The sequence below is a fragment of the Sphaerisporangium fuscum genome (genome assembly GCF_018531465.1).
In the GTDB taxonomy this organism is placed as follows: domain Bacteria; phylum Actinomycetota; class Actinomycetes; order Streptosporangiales; family Streptosporangiaceae; genus Sphaerisporangium; species Sphaerisporangium fuscum.
In genome coordinates, this window is sequence record NZ_JAHDTF010000006.1 from 105,065 (window position 1) to 119,897 (window position 14,833).

The 14,833-nt window shown below is 70.4% G+C and carries 13 protein-coding genes and 1 pseudogene; 8 read left to right on the top strand and 6 right to left on the bottom strand.

From position 1 onward, the window contains the following. Complete coding sequence (locus KIK05_RS09525) at nt 1-414, bottom strand: organic hydroperoxide resistance protein (protein ID WP_308249836.1); 414 nt, start codon at nt 412-414, stop codon at nt 1-3. A gap of 76 nt (nt 415-490) precedes the next feature. On the opposite strand from KIK05_RS09525, the gene KIK05_RS09530 reads away from it, so the two are divergent. Both KIK05_RS09530 and KIK05_RS09535 read left to right on the top strand, forming a co-directional pair. Next, the gene (locus KIK05_RS09530) at nt 491-940 is read left to right on the top strand and encodes a MarR family winged helix-turn-helix transcriptional regulator (protein ID WP_214410238.1); all 450 of its coding nucleotides are present in this window, start codon (nt 491-493) and stop codon (nt 938-940) included. Nucleotides 941-1,055: 115 nt separating this feature from the next. Beyond that, nucleotides 1,056-3,371: a phosphoketolase family protein gene (locus tag KIK05_RS09535; RefSeq protein ID WP_214410239.1), complete on the top strand. Its 2,316-nt coding sequence runs from the start codon at nt 1,056-1,058 to the stop codon at nt 3,369-3,371. Nucleotides 3,372-3,404: 33 nt separating this feature from the next. On the opposite strand, the gene KIK05_RS09540 is transcribed toward KIK05_RS09535, so the two are convergent. After that, complete coding sequence (locus KIK05_RS09540) at nt 3,405-4,364, bottom strand: cupin domain-containing protein (RefSeq protein WP_214410240.1); 960 nt, start codon at nt 4,362-4,364, stop codon at nt 3,405-3,407. A 119-nt stretch (nt 4,365-4,483) separates the two neighbouring features. Here KIK05_RS09540 and KIK05_RS09545 point away from each other — a divergent pair, with 119 nt between their 5' ends. Then, the gene (locus KIK05_RS09545; RefSeq protein WP_214410241.1) at nt 4,484-5,032 is read left to right on the top strand and encodes a TetR/AcrR family transcriptional regulator; all 549 of its coding nucleotides are present in this window, start codon (nt 4,484-4,486) and stop codon (nt 5,030-5,032) included. Between the two features lie 198 nt (nt 5,033-5,230). Here KIK05_RS09545 and KIK05_RS09550 read toward each other — a convergent pair whose 3' ends face one another. Then, complete coding sequence (locus KIK05_RS09550; protein ID WP_308249837.1) at nt 5,231-5,947, bottom strand: TetR/AcrR family transcriptional regulator; 717 nt, start codon at nt 5,945-5,947, stop codon at nt 5,231-5,233. 396 nt (nt 5,948-6,343) lie between these two features. Between KIK05_RS09550 and KIK05_RS09555 the strand changes: the two genes are divergently transcribed. From KIK05_RS09555 to KIK05_RS46735, 3 genes and pseudogenes are all read left to right on the top strand, one after another. Next, complete coding sequence (locus KIK05_RS09555) at nt 6,344-7,552, top strand: amidohydrolase family protein (protein ID WP_250562512.1); 1,209 nt, start codon at nt 6,344-6,346, stop codon at nt 7,550-7,552. 352 nt (nt 7,553-7,904) lie between these two features. Continuing rightward, nucleotides 7,905-8,603 (top strand): annotated as a pseudogene (locus KIK05_RS46730) (MFS transporter); the annotation flags it as partial. A 118-nt stretch (nt 8,604-8,721) separates the two neighbouring features. Further along, the gene (locus tag KIK05_RS46735) at nt 8,722-9,198 is read left to right on the top strand and encodes a hypothetical protein (RefSeq protein WP_250562606.1); all 477 of its coding nucleotides are present in this window, start codon (nt 8,722-8,724) and stop codon (nt 9,196-9,198) included. A gap of 480 nt (nt 9,199-9,678) precedes the next feature. On the opposite strand, the gene KIK05_RS09565 is transcribed toward KIK05_RS46735, so the two are convergent. Further along, nucleotides 9,679-10,308, bottom strand: coding sequence for a TetR/AcrR family transcriptional regulator (locus KIK05_RS09565; RefSeq protein ID WP_214410243.1), 630 nt, complete (start codon nt 10,306-10,308; stop codon nt 9,679-9,681). Between the two features lie 133 nt (nt 10,309-10,441). Between KIK05_RS09565 and KIK05_RS09570 the strand changes: the two genes are divergently transcribed. Together KIK05_RS09570 and KIK05_RS09575 are read left to right on the top strand one after the other, a co-directional pair. After that, on the top strand, nt 10,442-11,803 hold the full coding sequence (locus tag KIK05_RS09570; RefSeq protein ID WP_214410244.1) for an MFS transporter: 1,362 nt from the start codon (nt 10,442-10,444) through the stop codon (nt 11,801-11,803). 265 nt (nt 11,804-12,068) lie between these two features. Further along, entirely contained in the window at nt 12,069-13,040 is a 972-nt protein-coding gene (locus tag KIK05_RS09575; RefSeq protein WP_214410245.1) for an MBL fold metallo-hydrolase, read from the top strand. Between the two features lie 25 nt (nt 13,041-13,065). Here the strand turns inward: KIK05_RS09575 and KIK05_RS09580 are convergent, their stop codons facing one another. Continuing rightward, the gene (locus KIK05_RS09580; protein WP_214410246.1) at nt 13,066-13,623 is read right to left on the bottom strand and encodes a ferritin-like domain-containing protein; all 558 of its coding nucleotides are present in this window, start codon (nt 13,621-13,623) and stop codon (nt 13,066-13,068) included. 47 nt (nt 13,624-13,670) lie between these two features. Next, complete coding sequence (locus tag KIK05_RS09585) at nt 13,671-14,828, bottom strand: cation:proton antiporter (protein WP_214410247.1); 1,158 nt, start codon at nt 14,826-14,828, stop codon at nt 13,671-13,673. Nucleotides 14,829-14,833: the final 5 nt, after the last annotated feature.

The window sequence follows — 14,833 nt, forward strand, 5'->3', positions numbered from 1 at the left end:
TCACTCCACGACGAGTTCGACCGGGATGTTGCCGCGGGTGGCGTTGGAATAGGGGCAGACCTGGTGGGCCGCCTCCACCAGCGAACGCCCGGCCTCGCCGTGCAGCTCGTCGGGAAGCTCGACGCGCAGGGTGACGCTGAGCCCGAACCCGCCCTGATCGTTCTGGGCGAGCCCGACCTCGGCGGTGACCGAGGCGTGTGAGGCGTCGAGCTTCATCCGCCGGGCGACCAGGCCCAGGGCGCTGGCGAAGCAGGCGGCGTACCCGGCGGCGAACAGTTGCTCGGGGTTGGTGCCCCGCCCGGTCCCGCCGAGCTCCTTGGGCGGGGCGAGGGTGACGTCGAGCAGCCCGTCGGAGGAGACGGCGCGGCCGTCCCGGCCGGAGGCGGTGGCGATGGCGGTGTAGAGCGTGCTCACAGGGCACCCCTTTCGGTGGACAACAATTGAATTGTGCACAACTGAATGGCGGGCGGTCAAGTTGTAGGATTCGGGCATGGAGGAGGACGAGCTGCTACGGCTGGACAACCAGGTCTGCTTCGCCCTGCACGCCGCGTCGCGCGCCATGGACGGGGTCTACCGGCGCGAGCTCGGCGACCTCGGCCTGACCTACCCCCAGTACCTGGTGATGCTGGTGCTGTGGGAGCAGGGGCCGGTCAGCGTCAAGGAGCTCGGCGCCGCGCTGCGCCTGGACTCCGGCACCCTGTCGCCCCTGCTCAAACGCATGGAGGCCGCGGGGCTGGTGCGCCGCGACCGCGACGTGCGCGACGAGCGGTCGGTGCGCGTCCGCCTCACCCCGCAGGGCGAGGGGCTGCGCCGCCGTGCCGTCCAGGTCCCCGCGCGGATCCTGGCCGCCACCGGCCTGGGGGAGGACGAACTGCGCCAGATGCGCCGCATGCTCACCCAGGTGACCGCCGCCCTCGACGGCGCCCTGACCGGCACCTGACCACCCACTCCGTCCACGCCGCGCGGCGGAGGGGAGAACGGCCCTGCCCGGCGGCGGCGGAGGTAGGGACCTAGGTCTCTGGCATATCCTCCGCCAGACGGGAAGCCTCGTAGGCATGGATGAGCTGGAGCGAATCGATGCCTACTGGCGCGCGGCCAACTACCTGTCGGTCGGGCAGATCTACCTGCTCGACAACCCGTTGCTCACCGAGCCGCTGCGGCCCGAGCACATCAAACCGCGCCTGCTCGGGCACTGGGGCACCACCCCGGGCCTGAACTTCTGCTTCGCCCACCTCAACCGGGTGATCAGCCGGCGCGACCAGGACATGATCTACGTCGCCGGTCCCGGGCACGGCGGCCCGGCGACGGTCGCCCACGCCTGGCTGGAGGGCACCTACTCGGAGATCTACCCCTACGTCTCCCAGGACGAGGCGGGGATGCGGCGGCTGTTCCGCCAGTTCTCCTTCCCCGGCGGCATCCCCAGCCACGCCGCCCCCGAGACTCCCGGGTCGATCCACGAGGGCGGCGAGCTCGGCTACTCCCTGGCCCACGCCTACGGCGCCGCCTTCGACAACCCCGACCTGGTGGTGGCGTGCGTCGTCGGCGACGGCGAGGCCGAGACCGGCCCGCTGGCCACCGGCTGGCACTCCAACAAGTTCCTCAACCCCGCCAAGGACGGCGCCGTCCTGCCGATCCTGCACCTCAACGGATACAAGATCGCCAACCCGACGGTGCTGGCCCGCATCCCCGAGGGCGAGCTGCTGGAGCTGATGCGCGGCTACGGCTACCGGCCGCACCTGGTGTCGGGGCGGGATCCGGCCGCCACCCACCGGCTGATGGCCGAGACCCTGGATGTGGTGTTCGACCAGATCGCCGAGGTCAAGGCCGGCGACGACCGCCGCTGGCCGATGATCGTGCTGCGCACCCCCAAGGGATGGACCGGCCCCGAAGAGGTCGACGGGCTGCCGGTGGAGGGCACCTGGCGCGCCCACCAGGTGCCGCTCAGCGGCGTCCGCGAGAATCCCGCCCACCTGAAGGCCCTTGAGGAGTGGATGCGCTCCTACCGGCCTGAGGAGCTGTTCGACGAGCAGGGACGGCCGGTGGAGCCCGTCCGCTCCCTGGTGCCCGAGGGGCCGCGCCGCATGAGCGCCAGCCCGCACGCCAACGGCGGCGAGCTGCTCAAGCCGCTGGTACTGCCCGACTTCCGCGACTACGCGGTGGAGGTCAAGGCGCCGGCCACCGCGACCACCGAGCCGACCCGGCTGCTCGGCGGCCTGCTGCGCGACGTGGTCGCCGCCAACCCGGCCAACTTCCGGCTCATGGGGCCCGACGAGGTCGAGTCCAACCGGCTGGGGGCGGTGCTGGAGGTCACCGACCGGGTGTGGGAGGCCGAACTGCTGCCCACCGACGTCCACCTCGGCCCGCAGGGGCGGGTGATGGAGGTGCTCAGCGAGCACCTGTGCCAGGGCTGGCTGGAGGGCTACCTGCTCACCGGGCGGCACGGGCTGTTCACCTCCTACGAGGCGTTCATCCACATCGTGGACGCGATGTTCAACCAGCACGCCAAGTGGCTGGAATCCTCCCGCAAGATCTTCTGGCGCCGTCCCGTCGCCTCGCTGAACTACCTGCTCAGCTCGCACGTCTGGCGGCAGGACCACAACGGGTTCAGCCACCAGGACCCCGGTTTCCTGGACGTGGTGGTGAACAAGAAGTCCGACGTGGTGCGGGTCTACCTGCCTCCGGACGCCAACTGCCTGCTGTCGGTGGCCGACCACTGCCTGCGCTCGCGCGACTACGTCAACGTCGTGGTCGCCGGCAAGCACCCGGTGCTGGACCTGATGCCCATGGAGGACGCCGTGGTGCACTGCGCCCGCGGGCTCGGCATCCTGCCGTGGGCCTCCACCGACGAGGGGAGCGAACCGGACGTGGTGCTGGCCTGCGCCGGCGACGTGCCCACCCTGGAGACCCTCGCCGCCGCCGACCTGCTGCGCCGCCACCTGCCGGAGCTGAGGGTGCGGGTGGTCAACGTCGTCGACCTGATGCGGCTGCAACCCCGCTCCGAACATCCCCACGGCCTGACCGACGTCGCCTACGACGCGCTGTTCACCACCGACAAGCCCGTCATCTTCAACTTCCACGGCTACCCGTGGCTGATCCACCGCCTCACCTACCGCCGCAACGGGCACGACAACCTGCACGTGCGCGGCTACAAGGAGGAGGGCACCACGACCACGCCGTTCGACATGGCGATGATGAACGACATCGACCGCTTCCACCTGGTCATGGACGTTATCGACCGGGTGCCCGGCCTGGGCGAGCGGTGCGCCCACCTGCGCCAGCAGATGGCCGACGCCCGCATGCGGGCCCGCGCCCACACGCGGGAGCACGGCGAGGACGTCCCGGAGATCCGCGACTGGACCTGGCCGCACTAGCGCCCCTCCTGTCGATGAGGGCGGCCTGGCGGGTCAGGCGTTCTCCTCGTAGACGACGTGGTGGCGGCGGGTGTAGCGGTTGAGTGCCGCCGGGTCGAAGCGGCCGCCCTGGCTCACCTCGGTCCGATGCTCGATGAGGGCCTCCACCACGCACTCCCAGCCGCCGGGCGAGGAGATCTGGATGACCTTGGGCGGTGGGGTGGAACCGGGGCGGATCGCGTGCGGGACGCCGTGCGGAAGCAGGACGAACCGCCCCTCACCGGCCCGGTGCGTCTCCCCGTCGAAGTCGATCTCCAGGACGCCACCGACCACGTAGATGCACTCGTCGGCGACGTGGTGGGTGTGGCGCGGGACGGGCTGGGCGACGGTCACCTCCAACAGGGAGATCAGGCCGTCGGTGTCCTCGGTGCGCGCCTTGACGGCGAACGCGGGCGGGACGGCGACGCGCCCGGGCCTCACCTGTCCCTGTCGCAGGAGGTGGAACCGGCTCTTGTCGCCCCACTCGGCGGGGTCGTCCTGCCCCAGGTGGTAGCGCATGCCGTACGGCTTGCCCAGTTCGTTCAACTTCTGCCGGTCGGGCCGTCCGCCGGGGAGCATCAGCCCATCGGCCTCGCCCGCCTCGCACACGTCCTCGACGTAGCGCTCCCAGCCGCCCGGCGCGGACAACTGCAGGGCGTGCACGGTGGAGCCGTCCGGCCCGAGGTTGCGCATGGCGTGCGTGACGCCGCGCGGGACCAGCGCGAACGCCCCGGCGGTGAGGTGGTGGGTGTCGCCGTCGAAGTCGATGCCCAGGTCACCGTCCAGCACGTACACCAGCTCGTCGAAGGTGTCGTGGACGTGGGCGGGGATGTGACCGTCACCGCGGTACTCCATCAGGGAGAACCGCCCCTCGGTGTCGGCGGTCCCGGCCTTCACGCTCATCGACGGCGGCAGGGGCACGCGGGTGGGACGGGAGGCGCCGGCGTCCAGCAGGAAGAAGCGATCCTTGAACATGTGGGACCCTTCGGAATGTGATTCGGAATCCGATTCCGCTTAAGCTAAGTGAGCGTCCGGGAGACTGTCAACGCCGACTAGGGTGTGATCCGGAATCCGATTCCGGGAAAGAGGAGCACATGGCCAGGCCGCGCAGCGACGCCGAGCGCAATCGCGCCCGCCTTCTGGAGGTCGCCGTCGATCTGTTCGCCGAGCACGGCGACCAGGTGCAGATGGGGGAGGTGGCGAGGGCGGCGCAGGTCGGCGTCGGCACCCTCTACCGGCACTTCCCGACCCGTCAGGCCCTGGTCGAGGCGGTCGCCGACCAGCGCTTCAGCGAGATCCTCGGCTTCGCCGAGAGCGAGTGCCTGCCCAACCCCGACACCCGGGCGGCCCTGACCTGCTTGCTGACCCATGTGGCCGAGATCCACCAGAAGGGCCGCGGCCTGTCCGGGGCGATCGAGGCGACGTTCGGCTCCACCGCTCCGCGCGGGCCCCTGGCGACCGAGTTGCTGGCCATCGGGGACACGCTGATCAGGCGCGGGCACGCCGACGGCACCGTCCGCCCCGACATCACGGTGGACGACCTCTACATGCTGGTCGGCGCGCTGGCGATGATCAGCCGGGGCGCCGTGGGGGACTGGCGGCGGTTCATCGCCATAGCCCTGGACGGCATCGCACCCCACTGAAGGCCCTCCACTCGGGTCGATGCGACCAGATGAGAAGTAGCCGTGAGTAACGCCTCGAGATCGTTTCGTAGCTGTCACGACTCGGGACTGATCGGCTGAGCACCATTCACGGACCGGCCGGGAGCTGCGCTTCCCCGACGTTCACTCGCGTCGTTTATCGCTGGGAGTCGCTGGCGTGCGGTGAACTCCCGGTGGGGCTCAGTCGGCTGGGCGGCCCATCGTGTCCGGGGCAGGGGCCGTGAGGATTCCGTTGAGCAGGACGAGGAAACTCCACCTGAGGCGTGTTTGCGGGGTGCCCGACACCAGTTCGTCGGCGGCGGCGGCGATGTGGGGATATCGGTCTGGTCCGGCCGAGCGCAGGGCTCGGGTGAATGCGGCCCACTCCTCGCGCGTTTCGGGGGCCTGGCGTCGGGTGCCGTGCTCGGCGGCGGTGGTCGTTGCGAACTGCAGCAGCAGGTCGAGGGCCCAGGCTGCGCGTTCGTTGTCCATGCCTCCCTCTCGCAGGACGCTCAGCAGCCCTTCGACGAGATAGAGGTAGTGCTCGCCGCGCGGCCGCGCCACAAGGGCGGAACGGGCCAGGCTCGGATGGGCGTACAACACCTCGATGTACGAGCTCAGGATCTGCAGGAGGCGCTCGCGCCAGTCGCCCTGGGCTGCGGCGGAGGTGAGGTCGACTTCGCTGAGCAGTTCGTCGAGGACCGCAGCGTGCAGCTCGGCGGTGTTGCGGAAGTAGACGTAGAGCGAGGCGGGTCCGGTGTCGAGCTCCTGGGCGAGGCGCCGCATCGTGACGCGCTCGAGCCCTTCGCTCCGCATGATCTTGACTGCGGCAGCAACGATTCCCGGAACAGAAAGGGCGGGTTTGGCGGGACGTTCGCGGCGGCTGCGCGGAGTTGAGCTGGTGGTTGACACATCCACAACATATCGAACGTGTTCGTTGCCAACAAGGCGGGGCGAGGGCTAAGGCCCCCATCGGTGCACAGCTTTACGCTGGGCCGCCGACAGAAGCGGGCAGGCTCCGGCAGTCGTCCGTTGAATTCCAAGAAGACCGCGCTGTACTGGCCGAACAATGTTCGTGACCGGCGTGGGAGACCACGTCCACCTCGGCCTATCTCCCTCCGGACGACCTGCACGCATGCCCCTCCGGCCGAGGTGAGGCATGAACGAACTTGTTCGTTGCGAACATGTTTGCTACGTTCTCTGCACGCCTGCCGGGTTTCCTGCCGAGCCGCCGCCGCAGAGTTCTTGGGCGCGCCAGGTCGCAGCGGATCCGACATCCGACGAACAGTCCGCACCGTCTGCCCTGGAGCCATAATGTCCACTTACATCACCAACGCCCGCGTCTTCGACGGTGAGCGCGTTTTGGAGGCCCACAGCGTCGGCATCGAGGGATCGCAGATCGTCACGGTCGGGCAGGAGCCGCCGCGAGACGCGCGCGTCGTCGACGCCGAGGGCGCCACGCTGCTTCCTGGCCTGATCGACGGCCACGTCCACAGCTCGTTCGAGGCGCTGCGCATCGCACTCGGCTTCGGGGTGACCACCGAATTGGAGATGCAGGGCTACTGGACGCCCGAGCAGCGCAAAGAGATTGAGGAGAACGACGCGATCGCGGACGTGCGCTCCGCGCTGCTCGGACTCATGGCCCCTGGCGGCCACCCGCACGAGCTGATCGCCGAGCTGAACGAGCACCGGCCCGGCGGGCAGGGCTGGACCCCTCCGTCGGTCTCGACACCCGAGGAGGCCGTGGCCTTCGTCAACGCCCGGGTCGCCGAAGGCGCCGACTACATCAAAGTCATGATCGAGGAGGGCACCGTGATGGGCCACCCCGGCCTGCCGATGATCAGCACCGAGACGCTGCGGGCCGGGGTGGCCGAAGCGCACCGGCTGGGCAGGCAGGTCATCGCGCACGCGATGACCCTGGAGTCCACCGTGCAGGCCATCGAGGTCGGCGTGGACGGGCTGGCCCACCTGTTCATCGACCGGCCGCACACCCCGGAGATCGTCTCCGCCATCGCGGACGCCGGCATTTTCGTCACCCCGTGCCTGGTGGTCAGCTCGTCGGTCATGGGCGGCACCGGCATGGCGTTGGCCGCCGACCCGCGGGTGAGTTCCCGGCTGACCGAGTCGTGGCTCGCGACCCTGCGTGGCAGCTTCAACAAGTACCCCGAGGGCAAGCCGGACGACGTCCTGGCGAGCGTCGCCGCGCTGCGCGATGCCGGCGTCGACATCATCGCCGGCACTGACGCGTCCATCCCGGTGCCCTCGCACGGCGGCGTCGTCCACGGCGCGAGCCTTCACCACGAACTCCAACTATTGGTCAAGGCGGGGCTCACTCCCGTCGAGGCGCTGCGCGCGGCGACCAGCGTCCCCGCCCGTCGCTTCGGCCTCTCCGACCGCGGCCGGATCGCGCCCGGGGCGCGCGCCGACCTGCTCCTAGTCGACGGCGACCCGACGATCCGGATCGACGAGAGCCTGTCCATCCGTGCCATCTGGCGCCGGGGCGCGGCCGTATCCGAGCACTGAACCGTATGGGCACGGCCCAGACGGCCTGATGCCTGCGGCCGCCCCCTGCCACACACGTCCTCACCAGGTTTGAAAGGAGTGGTCGCCATGTCTGCGCCCGCGGCCCCCACCGCCGGCGGCCCGCCCGAGCCTGCCGTGCCCGAGAACATCCGGTGGGTCCTGCTCGGAGTCCTGCTGGCAATGCTGCTCTCGCAGCTCGACGGGCTGATCGTCGGCACCGCCATGCCCACCATCGTCAAGGAGATCGGCGGTCTCGACCGTATCTCCTGGGTGGTGACGGCCTATACGCTCACCACCGCCTGCTCCACCCCCGGTCTGGGGCAAGCTCGGCGACCTGTACGACCGCAAGTACATGTTCCTGGCGTCGATCGTGGTCTTCCTTACCGGCTCGGCCCTGTCCGGCATGGCCTCGACGATGAACGAGCTGATCGCCTTCCGCGCTGTGCAGGGCCTCGGCGCCGGCGGACTCGGCGCGGGGGCGTTCGCGTTGATCGGCGCGCTGCTGCCGCCCAGGGAACGCGGCAGGTACCAGGGCATGGTCGCCATTGTCATGGCGACCGGCAGCATCGGCGGTCCGCTGGTGGGCGGCTTCATCACCGGACACCTCGGCTGGCGCTGGGCCTTCTACATCAATCTGCCCATCGGGTTGATCTGCATCGTGTGGTGCCAGCTGCTGCTGCGCGTGCCGTCGGCCCACCGCGGCAAGGTGGTGATCGACTGGCTGGGCATCACCCTGATGACCGCCGTCATCAGTGCGATCGTCCTGGCCGCGACCTGGGCGGGCAGCACCTACGCCTGGGGCTCGTGGCAGATCCTGGCCCTCGCCGCGGTCGCTGTGACCGGGCTCATCGCCTTCATCGCCGCACAGCAGCGCGCCGCCGAGCCGCTCCTACCGCTGAGGATCTTCACTGGTCACCGCAACTTCCCGCTGGCCGCGGTGCTGCTCACCGTCGCCGGCGTGGTCATGTTCGGCGGCACGCTCTACCTACCGCTATACCAGCAGACCGTGCAGGGCGCCTCGGCCACCAACTCCGGCCTGCTCCTGCTGCCGATGATGGGCGGCACCGTCTTCGCCTCGAACATCGCCGGCAAGCTGATGACCAGGACCCAAGCTCTTCCCTGTCCTGGGCACGACCTCGCTCGCCATCGGCATGGGACTGCTCTCCACCATGGACGCGACCACCTCCCGGACCGTGACCGGCGCGTACATGGCCCTAGTCGGCATCGGCACCGGGTTCACGCTGCAGATGGCCAACACCATTGCGCAAAACAGCGTGGAGCTGCGGGACATGGGCGCCGCCTCGGCCTCGACGAACCTGTTCCGGACCCTGGGCGGCTCCCTGGGCGTCGCGATCTTCGGCTCCTTGTTCACCGACGCCATCCAGGCCCACCACCCGGGCGCGGCAGGCTCTGGCGCCGCTACGCACGCCGACATCCCGACGCTCGCGGGCATGACCCACGCAGCCAAGGACGCCTACCAGCACGTGGTCGTCGACGGAACCCAGCACATCTTCCTGGTCGGGGCGCTCATCGCGGCTGCCGGATTCGCCGCCGCGGCGTTCATCAAGGAGGTGCCGCTGCGCGGCAAACCCGGAGCGAAACCGGCCCCGGCCGCCGCTTCGGAACCGCCCGTGAACGCTCAGTAGCCCGGGTTGGGGAACAACGGGACAGCCGTTGGCGGTAGCGGTCGATCAGGCCGGTGGCCGGGATCGAGTACCGCCTCCCGCCAGTCCTCGGGCACCACATGCTCCAGCGGCAACCTCTCCGCAGCGTCGTAGTGCTCGGCGTCGTGAGCCGGCGTAACGGTCCAGCAGCGCCAGGGCGTCCATGACCGGCTGGAACACCTCGTCGCTGGAGCGGAACTCCACCGCCTCGAGCAGCTTGGGGCCCGCTCCACCTTCCGCTCCGCCGCACACTGATCTTCTCGATCACCTCCTCGAAGTGCCTGCGCACCGCTTCGGCGTCGGGCACCCGGTAGAGGTGGGGTGCGAGCTGGACGTGCAGCTCGGCGTTGGCGACGCGCAGCCGGACGAGAGCGGGCACGTCCCCGCGTTCGGCGGGCCGGACCAAGATCGACATGCGTCAGAGCTTCCCTCGCGGCCACCCGGCGGTAAGGCCTGCCGTGGTCAGGGGGCCAGGGCGGGCGGTTCGCCGGGGAGAGGGCCGGGGTCGGGGGTGCGCAGGCCGTCCAGGACGACCTGGAGGTTGCGGTCCCACTGGCGGGCGCCCGCCTGGAGGCCCAGGGTGTGGGGCCCGGTGGAGGACGCGGCGACCATGAGGAACGCCACGTCCTCCCAGGTCACGTCCGCACGCATCACTCCGGCCCGCTGGGCTCGCTCCACCAGGGCCTGGATGCGGTCGCGCAGTTCGGCTCGGGAGTGGTCCAGAACGTCGCCGAGGCGCTTGTTGACGTCGCACAGCTCGTTGCGGAGGCGGATGTAAGAGAGGGCGAACGTCGCGAAGCCCGCCCAGGGGTCCGGATCGGCCATCCCCTCGTCGCCCTTGGCGACGATCTCCTCCAGCACCTCGCCGAGTACGGCCTTGAGCAGGACCTCGGGGGAGCCGACCCGGCGGTAGAACGTGCCGATGCCCACGCCGGCGCGGCGCGCGATCTCGTGGGCGGTGATCTCTCCACCCTCGGCGGCGGCCTGACGGGCGGCGACGACGAGGCGTTCCAGGTTGCGCCGGGCATCGGCGCGCGGACGTCGGCCCGAACCGTCGTCCAGGAGCCGGTCCACCGCAGGCACTGCTGTCATATGGCCAGCCTAGCAGTAAGTGGACCGAACCAGTCCGATTTATGTGGACAGATCCCATCCGCTTGCAGTAGCGTCCGCATCCGGACGAAACCTGTCCATTTACCTCTGGAATGCGAGGTCGATCATGTCCACGATGAGGATCACGGCGCTGGCCGCCGGGTTCGTCATGGCGAGCCTGGACACCACCGTGATGCAGGTCGCCGGGGCCACGATCCAGGACCGCTTGCACGCCTCCCTCTCCCAGCTCACCTGGGCCGTGGACGGCTACGTCCTCACCTTCGCCGCCCTGCTGATGCTGGCCGGCGGCCTGGCGAACCGGGTCGGCGCGAGACGGGTCTACATGTGGGGCATGGGGATCTTCGCCGTCGCGTCGCTGGCCTCCGCGCTGGCACCGGGCATCGAGGTCCTGATCGCGGCGCGGCTCCTCCAGGGGGCCGGGGCGGCGCTGTTCATGCCGAGCTCGCTCGCGCTGCTGGTGCGGGCCTTCCCGGACGCGCGCGAACGCACCAAGGTGCTGGGCGTCTGGTCGGCGATCGTCTCCTCGTCGCTGGCGCTGGGCCCGACGGTCGGCGGCGTCATGGTCGGCGCGTTCGGCTGGCCGAGCATCTTCCTGATCAACCTGCCGGTCGGCATCGCGGGCATGCTCCTCACCCACCGGCACATCGCCCGGTCCGAAGGGGACGCCCGGCCGCTGGCGGCCCCCGGGCACGCCGCCGTCATCATCCTGCTGGCCGGCATCAGCTTCGCGCTGATCGAAGGACCGCAGCTCGGCTGGGCCGCGGCCCCGGTGATCGGCGCCATCTCCGCCGCGGCACTCGCCGCCGTCCTGCTCATCGGCCACGAGCGCCGCACGGACAACCAGGTGATGCCCTGGACGCTGTTCCGCGGCGCCCGCTTCGCCGGCGCCAACGCCGTGGGCTTCCTGTTCAACGCCGCGTTCTACGGCTCGCTCTTCATGGTCGGCCTGTACGTCCAGCACGCCCGCGGCGCGACCCCGCTCCGGGCCGGGCTGGAGATCCTGCCTCTCACGATCTTCATCCCGTTCAGCAACATCATCTTCGCCCGCGTCTCCGGCCGCGTCGCGACCGGCCCGCTCCTCGCCGTGTCCTTCCTGGTCGCGGGGGCCGCCTCGCTGGCCCTGGCCGCCCTCTCGCCCGCCACCCCGTACTGGATGCTCGGCATCGCCCTCGGGCTGACCAGCGTCGCGGGCGGCATCATCTCTCCCGCCATGACGGCGGCCATGGTGAACGCGGCGGGCACGCGGCACTCCAACACCGCCGGTTCGGTCCTCAACGCCAACAGGCAGATCGGGTCTCTCATCGGCATCGCCGCCATCGGCGCCGTCCTGGCCCTCACCCCGGACTGGACCACCGGAGCGGCCCTCTCGTTCCTCCTCGTCGGCGCCGCCTACATCGCCGGCGCCCTGATCGCCTGGCGGCTCATCCATCTGCCCGAACACCGCGAGGCCACCGCGGCGGCCGCCGCCTGCGTCTAGATCCGAATTCCGGTGGCCCCTTCCGGCGGCGTTGTGCGAAGGTTCTGCGGGAGCTCAGGCGTACCGGCGACTCCGGGCGCGTTTCGGACGGGCCTCGTCCTCGGTGGACGACGCCCCGAGCGTCTTGGAGGAGTGCCGTGATCGGTGACGAGTCAGGCCCGTCGTGTCCGGTCGGGGCCGATGAGCCGCCCGAGGCGGCGCGGCGCGACCGCTACCGTTCGATGCTGCAATGCCGCCTGGCCGATCCGAGGAGACCGACCGACTGATGACTCAAGCGGACCACCCCCCGCGCCTGGAGCGGGGACACCCGTTCCGGCAGTGGAAGACCTGGCGGATACCCGGCACAGAGCTGACCCTCACCGGCTACTCCCGCGCGAACGACAAGACGTTCTTCCACATCCCCGAGCTGCGGTGCAGCCTCGACGCGGGGCTGTGCGAAGGACGGCAGGTGGACACGGTCTTCCTGACCCACACCCACCACGACCACAGCAAGGACCTCGACCACCTGGCCGCCAACCCCTCCGGGACCGACATCTACTTGCCGGCCGAGGCGGTGCCGTACGCGGAGTCCTACATACGCGCATCCGCGGAACTCAACCACGGAGCGGGGTTCGACCCCGCCCTGGCGGCGGGCCATCGCCTGCACGGTGTGCGGGGCGGCGACGAGTTCGGCTTCGGACGCCGGGGACACCACGTGCGGGTGGTGGAGTGCGAGCACAAGGTGCCTTGCGTGGGATACGCCTTCTCCCAGCGAAGCAAGGCGCTACGGCCGGAGTTCGAACAGCTGCGCCGGTCCCTGGTAGAGCAGGGCAGAGCCGGTGAGTTCGGACGCATCATGGCGCGGAAACGCGCGGAGGGGATCGCGGTCGAGGACGAGATCCGGCGACCGCTGTTCGCCTTCCTCGGGGATACGCACGTGAACGTGTTCGGACGGAACCCGTGGCTGTTCGACTACCCGGTCGTCATCACCGAATGCACCTTCCTCGACGACACCGAACTGGAGCGCGCGGAACGCGTCGGGCACACGGTCTGGAGCCGGCTGCGACCCGTGGTCGAGGCCCACCCGCGGACGCTGTTCGTCCTGACCCACTTCAGCCTGCGCCATTCCGACCGGCAGGTCCTCACGTTCTTCCGGCGGCAGTGGGAGCAGATGGGCACCTCGCGGCCGGGCAACGTCCTGCTGTGGGTGCACCCGGACGGTCACCTGCCCGAGCAGCACCAGCACCGCAGTCCATGAGCACCGAAGGGGCGCTCCCGGGCGCTCATGCCGGTGGTTGTGCGCCGGTCTCGGCGGGCAGGCGGGTCAGGAGGTTGGCCAGGTCGTCGGCGTGGTCCTCCTCGTCGGCCAGCAGTTGCTCGAACAGCCGCCTGGTCGTCGGGTCGCCGTCGCCCAGCCACTGGGCGATCTCGGTGTAGGAGGCGATGGCGACCCGCTCGGCCACCAGATCCTCCTTGATCATGTCGATCAGGTTGGTGCTGGCGTCGTACTCGGTGTGCGCGCGTGAGCTCAGCCGCGCCGGGTCGAAGTCGGGATCCCCGCCCAGCTGGGCGATCCGCGCCGCCAGCAGGTCGGCGTGCCGCTGCTCGTCGGCGGCGTGCTCGGCGAACTCGGCGGCCACCGGTTCGGCGTGGATGCCCTTGGCGGTGTAGTAGTGCCGCTTGTACCGCAGCACGCACACGATCTCGGTGGCCAGGGCCTCGTTGCACACCTCGATCACTCTCGGCAGGTCGGCGCCGTAGGCCTCCGTGACCGGCCCCTTGTCGATCTCCGCCCGCGCCCGGTTCCGCAACGCCTGGATATCCATCACAAAATCGCCCATAACGACTGTCTACCCAGGTCACAGGGCCAGGACGCCCGGCTCCGCGGTCAGCCGCGCCGGGCGACCAGCGTGATCAGCGGCTGCAGCAGCCGCGCCGCCAGCGGCCCGAAGGCCGCCAGGATCAGCACGTACCCCGCCGCCAGCGGCCCGAGGTCGGGATGCGCGCCGGCCGCCACCGCGAGCCCGGCGATGACGATGTTGAACTCTCCGCGCGGGATCAGCGCGATCCCGGCCCTGGCCTGACCGGCTCGCGCCACCCCGGCGCGCCGCGCGGCGTAGGCGCCGGCCCCCAGCTTGGTCACCATGCCGGCCAGTGCCAGCAGCGCCGCCACCCCCGCCATCGGCCAGATCGCCGCCGGGTCGGTCTGCAGCCCGAAGAAGACGAAGAACACCGCGGCGAACAGGTCGCGCAGCGGGATCAGCAGGGCCCGCGCCTCGTGGGCCAGCTCGCCCGACAGCGCGATGCCGACCAGGAACGCCCCGACCGCCGCCGACACCTGCAGCTTCTGCGCCACTCCCGCCACCAGCAGCGCCAGCCCCACCACCTTCAGCAGCAGCACCTCGGAGTTGGGGCTGGCGACGAAGGCCTCGATCACCCGGCCGAAGCGCAGCGCCACCACCAGTACCACGCTCACGGTGGCCAGCGCGATGGCGACGGTGGCCGCGCCGGCGGCCAGGCTCACTCCGGCCAGCACGGCGGTCAGCACCGGAAGGTACAGCGCCATGGTCAGGTCCTCGAAGACCAGCAGCGACAGCACCACCGGGGTCTCGCGGTTGCCCAGCCACCCGAGATCCGACAGCACCTTGGCGGTGATGCCCGAGGAGGTGGCGTAGGTGACCCCGGCCATCGCCACCGCCGCCACCGGCCCCCAGCCGAGCAGCAGGGCCGCCGCGGCGCCGGGGGCGGCGTTGAGCACCAGGTCCACAAGGCCCCCGCGGGCGTTGCCGCGCAGGCTGGTCAGAAGTTCGGAGGCGTTGTACTCCAGCCCCAGCGTGAGCAGGAGCAGCACCACGCCCAGTTCCGCGCCGATGGAGATGAACTCCTCGCTGGTGGCCAGCGGCAGGATGCCGCCCTTGCCGAACGCCAGTCCGGCCACCAGGTACAGCGGGATGGGGGAGATGCCGGCGCGCAACGCCAGCGCTCCGAGCACGCCGAGGGCGCAGATGATGGCGCCCAATTCGATGAAGACGGCGGCAGTGTGCAAGCGGG

Coding starts and splice junctions, on each gene's coding strand:
- KIK05_RS09530 (WP_214410238.1), top strand. CDS start 491: ATGGAGGAGGACGAGCTGCTACGGCTGGACAACCAGGTCTGCTTCGCC.
- KIK05_RS09535 (WP_214410239.1), top strand. CDS start 1,056: ATGGATGAGCTGGAGCGAATCGATGCCTACTGGCGCGCGGCCAACTAC.
- KIK05_RS09540 (WP_214410240.1), bottom strand. CDS start 4,364: ATGTTCAAGGATCGCTTCTTCCTGCTGGACGCCGGCGCCTCCCGTCCC.
- KIK05_RS09545 (WP_214410241.1), top strand. CDS start 4,484: ATGGCCAGGCCGCGCAGCGACGCCGAGCGCAATCGCGCCCGCCTTCTG.
- KIK05_RS09555 (WP_250562512.1), top strand. CDS start 6,344: ATGTCCACTTACATCACCAACGCCCGCGTCTTCGACGGTGAGCGCGTT.
- KIK05_RS46735 (WP_250562606.1), top strand. CDS start 8,722: ATGGACGCGACCACCTCCCGGACCGTGACCGGCGCGTACATGGCCCTA.
- KIK05_RS09565 (WP_214410243.1), bottom strand. CDS start 10,308: ATGACAGCAGTGCCTGCGGTGGACCGGCTCCTGGACGACGGTTCGGGC.
- KIK05_RS09570 (WP_214410244.1), top strand. CDS start 10,442: ATGAGGATCACGGCGCTGGCCGCCGGGTTCGTCATGGCGAGCCTGGAC.
- KIK05_RS09575 (WP_214410245.1), top strand. CDS start 12,069: ATGACTCAAGCGGACCACCCCCCGCGCCTGGAGCGGGGACACCCGTTC.
- KIK05_RS09580 (WP_214410246.1), bottom strand. CDS start 13,623: ATGGGCGATTTTGTGATGGATATCCAGGCGTTGCGGAACCGGGCGCGG.